We start from the raw sequence: 4,643 nt of genomic DNA, 5'->3' as shown, positions 1-4,643 counted from the left end.
TCGGGCCGTCAGTCGCAGCAACAACCAGGATCGCGCCGTCCATCTGCGCAGCACCGGTGATCATGTTTTTAACATAGTCGGCGTGGCCCGGGCAGTCTACGTGCGCGTAGTGGCGAGTCGGGGTGTCGTATTCAACGTGGGAAGTGTTGATGGTGATACCACGAGCTTTTTCTTCCGGTGCGTTATCGATCTGGTCGAATGCGCGAGCAGCACCGCCGTAGGTTTTAGCCAGTACGGTAGTGATTGCAGCGGTCAGCGTTGTTTTACCATGGTCAACGTGGCCGATAGTACCGACGTTAACGTGCGGTTTTGTACGTTCAAACTTTTCTTTAGACATCGATTGTCCCTCTAAGACACGGATAAATCGGTGATATCACCACATCAACCAGGCAACATGCCCGACTTGTTGAATGCAATAAACAGAGAGAAACAGGGAAGGAGAGATAAAGAAGTGGTGCTGATACCCAGAGTCGAACTGGGGACCTCACCCTTACCAAGGGTGCGCTCTACCAACTGAGCCATATCAGCACGTCTGGAGCGGGCAGCGGGAATCGAACCCGCATCATCAGCTTGGAAGGCTGAGGTAATAGCCATTATACGATGCCCGCATCCTGAAACTCGGCTACCCAGTTCTTTCTGTCACAAAAAAGAGATTGCTCTCTTTAATGTTGAGCTGATTAGTTTACCCAACCAACTCCGGCTACGCAAAGCGTCGCCAGAAAGTGGTGGTGGGGGAAGGATTCGAACCTTCGAAGTCGATGACGGCAGATTTACAGTCTGCTCCCTTTGGCCGCTCGGGAACCCCACCCAAATTGTTATGGTGCCGACTACCGGAATCGAACTGGTGACCTACTGATTACAAGTCAGTTGCTCTACCTACTGAGCTAAGTCGGCATCAAGTAGCGCGCATTCTAGGGAGAGGAGCGAGTTCATGCAACTAAAAATTTGCATAAAACGTTCTATTGCTCACATTTTGTGCTCTTCCGCGGAAAAATGGTGTAATTTCAAACAGTGGAGTGCAAATATTCGCCAGAAAATCGGCTCATCAGCCTCTTTCCGGCATGGTCTGTCACCGAGAACACTCTCCGACAGCTGACAGAAAGATATACAGCCCACTAGCGCTTATCCCATCAGCAACGCACATCCTTTACCCAGAATAAGAAACTTATTCATCTCTTGTGATGCTGACGCGAGAATGCAGCATTCAATGAGTTTTTTTCTTATTATTCCCGGCAATCTGGTGTTACCCTCCTGCCCATTGTCCTGATTAACTCGTGTGAAGCATCGCCGTTTCGACGTATTCGGTGATGGTAAGAACATGCTTATGAGCCAAAAAGAGCAGACGTTAATGACACCGTACCTACAATTTAACCGCCACCAATGGGCTGCACTTCGTGATTCTGTCCCGATGACGTTAACCGAGGATGAAATCACGCGGTTAAAAGGCATCAACGAAGATCTCTCTCTGGAAGAGGTTGCTGAGATCTATTTGCCACTGTCGCGTTTGCTCAATTTCTATATCAGTTCTAACCTGCGTCGTCAGGCTGTCCTCGAACAATTTCTTGGCACCAATGGTCAACGAATTCCCTATATCATCAGCATTGCTGGCAGTGTTGCGGTAGGAAAAAGCACCACAGCCCGTGTACTGCAGGCCTTGCTTAGCCGTTGGCCAGAGCACCGCCATGTTGAACTCATCACCACTGACGGATTTTTGCACCCTAACTCGGTATTGAAAGAACGCGGGTTAATGAAGAAGAAAGGCTTTCCGCAGTCCTATGATATGCATCGACTGGTGAAGTTTGTCTCAGACCTTAAATCAGGTGTACCGCAGGCAACCGCACCGGTTTATTCCCATCTGATTTATGATGTTATTCCAGACGGCGACAAAACCGTCGCACAACCGGATATTTTAATTCTTGAGGGGCTCAACGTTCTGCAAAGTGGAATGGATTATCCGCACGATCCCCATCATGTATTTGTATCCGATTTTGTCGATTTTTCTATTTATGTCGATGCACCGGAAGAATTATTGAAAAGCTGGTATATCAACCGTTTTCTCAAATTCCGTGAAGGGGCGTTTACCGATCCTGACTCCTATTTCCACAATTACGCAAAGCTGTCTAAGGAAGAAGCGGTAGATATTGCCACCTCGCTATGGAATGAGATTAACTTAATGAATCTCAAGGAAAATATACTACCAACCCGTGAGCGCGCCAGCCTGATTATGACCAAAAGCGCCAATCATTCTGTGAATCAGGTACGCTTACGTAAATAAAGCAAAGGGAGCCGAAGCTCCCTTTTTTATTCTGCGCTACGCAATGATATTTCACCGCCAACCCAGGCTTTTATCACTCCATCCTGTTCCAGCAATAGTGCACCCTGCGCGTCAATGCCTCGGGAAATTCCATAGATCTCTTTATCACCGATAATGAGTTTTACCGGGCGATGAATAAAGTTATCCAGTTTTTCCCAGCGCGGCAGATAGGGCGCTAACCCTTCTTGCTCGAACAGTTCGAGGCCCAGACGTAGCTCTTTAATCAGGCGCGCGGCGAGGAGGTTGCGATCGATGATAACCCCCGCTTCCTGAAGGCTTATCCAGCCCTGATTGACGACGTCAGACTCCACGCGACGCATAACAAGATTAATACCCGCGCCGCTAACGATTAGTGCGGCATCGCCCGTTTTCCCGGTCAGTTCCACGAGGATCCCTGACAGTTTACGATCTTGCAGGTAAATATCGTTTGGCCATTTCACCCGTACCTGATCGGCCCCGAGCTGCTGCAGAACTTCAGCAATCACGATACCAATTACCAGGCTGAGTCCAATAGCCGCTGCCGGCCCTTGCTCCAGGCGCCAGAACATCGAGAGATAAAGATTGGCGCCAAAGGGCGAGAACCATTTTCGACCTCGCCGTCCTCGCCCTGCCTGCTGATATTCAGCCACACAGGCATCCCCGGATGTCAGCTCATCAAGCCTGTCCAGTAAATATTGGTTAGTGGAGTCAATCACGGGGAGAACCGTCACCCGGCCATGTTCAATCTGTTGGGAAATCTTTTTCTCATCCAACAGATGAATGGGCTCTGGCAGGCTGTAACCCTTACCTGGCACAGTAAACACATCGACGCCCCAGTCGCGTAAGGTCTGGATATGCTTATTAATCGCCGCCCGGCTCATACCTAACTGCTCACCAAGCTGTTCACCTGAGTGGAACTCGCCATCAGCCAGGATAGAAATCAACGTTAAGGGAATACTATAGTCTTTCACGCAATGCTCTCCTCTGCGTTGACTTCACCATGCGTTCCAATGAAGCGCACCTCGGGCTGAAGCCATACATCAAATTTCTCACCCACCTGCTGGCGAACGTAATGGGCTAGTTTTACCACGTCCTCGCTGGTCGCTCGATCTTCATTAATAAGTACCAGGGCCTGTTGTCGATGGACGGCCGCGCCGCCAATGCGTTGTCCTTTGAGCTGACATTGATCGATTAACCAGCCCGCGGCCAGCTTGACGGTGCCGTTTGCCTGCGGATAATGCGGCGCCTGGGGGAATTGCGCCAGCAGCGCTTCAGCAACCTGAGCGCTGACGATCGGGTTCTTAAAGAAGCTTCCGGCATTGCCGTTAATCTTTGGATCCGGCAACTTAGTCATTCGCATATGACAAACGGAATCGAATACCTGCTGTGGGGTGACGGTCTGTGGATCAAGACGCGTTAAATCACCATAGCTCAGCACCGGCTGCCATACTTTCGCCAACGATAATCCAATCGCGACGATGGCGTAGCGATCCTGATATTCATGTTTGAAGATGCTGTCGCGATAGCCGAAACGGCATTCCTCTGCTGAAAGACGTTCCTTACGACCCGTTTCCAGCTCGATGCAGTCAACATATTCGCAAACCCGCTGCAGCTCGACACCGTAGGCGCCAATATTCTGGATCGGCGAAGACCCTGCGCATCCAGGGATCAATGCCAGGTTTTCCAGTCCTGGCATCGCATGCTGTAGCGTGAACTGCACCAGTTGATGCCAGTTTTCACCAGCACCGACGTGCAAGCACCAGGCTTCCGGGGTTTCGCTCACCTCGATCCCCATAATCCGGTTGATGATCACCGTACCGGCATAGTCGTTCAGAAACAGAACGTTACTGCCTTCCCCAAGAATCAGCGTGGGCTGACCTTCTGCGACAGCAGTTTGCCAGGCGCTTAATAACTGCTGCTCAGTTTCGGCGCGTACAATCGTCTTGGCGGAGCGCTCAATGCCAAAGGTATTCCAGGGTTTGAGGGAGTGGTTCATAGTGGCTTCCTGATGCAAAATCGGCGTTAGTTTACCGTATCTGGCGGGGGAAGGCTTGCCCGATTGCAGGGGCAATGATGTTGCAGGGCGTTATCGGGCTGCGCGGTCAGCAGATGGCTGAGGATCCGTAGCCCCGGTAAGCGCAGCCCACCGGGGACACATGCCGACATGCTGCCCGGACCACTGAAACGCAAAAAGCCCATCCGTCAGGATGGGCTCTTCACTTGTTTGATGCCTGGCAGTTCCCTACTCTCACATGGGGAGACCCCACACTACCATCGGCGCTACGGCGTTTCACTTCTGAGTTCGGCATGGGGTCAGGTGGGACCACCGCGCTAGTGCCGCCAGGCAAAT

General features: G+C 51.2%; 4 protein-coding genes, 4 tRNA genes and 1 rRNA gene. 1 reads left to right on the top strand and 8 read right to left on the bottom strand.

Features of this window, described 5'->3' with window-relative positions; all coding sequences use genetic code 11:
* From CWM58_RS27785 to CWM58_RS27765, 5 genes are all read right to left on the bottom strand, one after another.
* Window positions 1-337: GTP-binding protein (locus tag CWM58_RS27785; RefSeq protein WP_000031698.1), on the bottom strand; the 337-nt coding region annotated here is incomplete at its 3' end.
* A 115-nt stretch (window positions 338-452) separates the two neighbouring features.
* Window positions 453-528, bottom strand: a tRNA-Thr gene (locus CWM58_RS27780).
* Window positions 529-533: 5 nt separating this feature from the next.
* Window positions 534-608: transfer RNA gene (locus CWM58_RS27775), tRNA-Gly, on the bottom strand.
* Window positions 609-723: 115 nt separating this feature from the next.
* A tRNA-Tyr gene (locus CWM58_RS27770) sits at window positions 724-808 on the bottom strand.
* Window positions 809-818: 10 nt separating this feature from the next.
* A tRNA-Thr gene (locus CWM58_RS27765) sits at window positions 819-894 on the bottom strand.
* Window positions 895-1,324: 430 nt separating this feature from the next.
* Between CWM58_RS27765 and coaA the strand changes: the two genes are divergently transcribed.
* Window positions 1,325-2,275 carry a type I pantothenate kinase gene (coaA, locus tag CWM58_RS27760; RefSeq protein WP_012543215.1) on the top strand — a complete coding sequence of 317 codons (951 nt, stop codon included), beginning with the start codon at window positions 1,325-1,327 and terminating at the stop codon, window positions 2,273-2,275.
* 26 nt (window positions 2,276-2,301) lie between these two features.
* Here coaA and birA read toward each other — a convergent pair whose 3' ends face one another.
* The 3 genes from birA to rrf all read right to left on the bottom strand — a co-directional run bounded on the left by birA (window position 2,302) and on the right by rrf (window position 4,638).
* A complete protein-coding gene (gene birA / locus CWM58_RS27755; protein WP_100682221.1) occupies window positions 2,302-3,264 on the bottom strand; it encodes a bifunctional biotin--[acetyl-CoA-carboxylase] ligase/biotin operon repressor BirA in 963 nt (320 codons plus the stop codon).
* Window positions 3,261-4,289, bottom strand: coding sequence for a UDP-N-acetylmuramate dehydrogenase (gene murB, locus CWM58_RS27750; protein ID WP_074387395.1), 1,029 nt, complete (start codon window positions 4,287-4,289; stop codon window positions 3,261-3,263). The genes birA and murB overlap by 4 nt, the downstream gene beginning before the upstream one ends.
* A 233-nt stretch (window positions 4,290-4,522) precedes the next feature.
* A 5S ribosomal RNA gene (rrf, locus tag CWM58_RS27745) occupies window positions 4,523-4,638 on the bottom strand.
* Between the last annotated feature and the right edge of the window lie 5 nt (window positions 4,639-4,643).

The sequence above is a fragment of the Klebsiella sp. H-Nf2 genome (assembly GCF_002806645.1).
Lineage (GTDB): Bacteria > Pseudomonadota > Gammaproteobacteria > Enterobacterales > Enterobacteriaceae > Klebsiella > Klebsiella variicola.
The sequence above is the reverse complement of the archived record's forward strand: the minus strand, read 5'-3'. Positions and strand labels throughout refer to the sequence as shown.

What these genes read in the sequence shown, in the direction of transcription:
- coaA (WP_012543215.1), top strand. Translation starts at nt 1,325, where the DNA reads ATGAGCCAAAAAGAGCAGACGTTAATGACACCGTACCTACAATTTAAC.
- murB (WP_074387395.1), bottom strand. Translation starts at nt 4,289, where the DNA reads ATGAACCACTCCCTCAAACCCTGGAATACCTTTGGCATTGAGCGCTCC.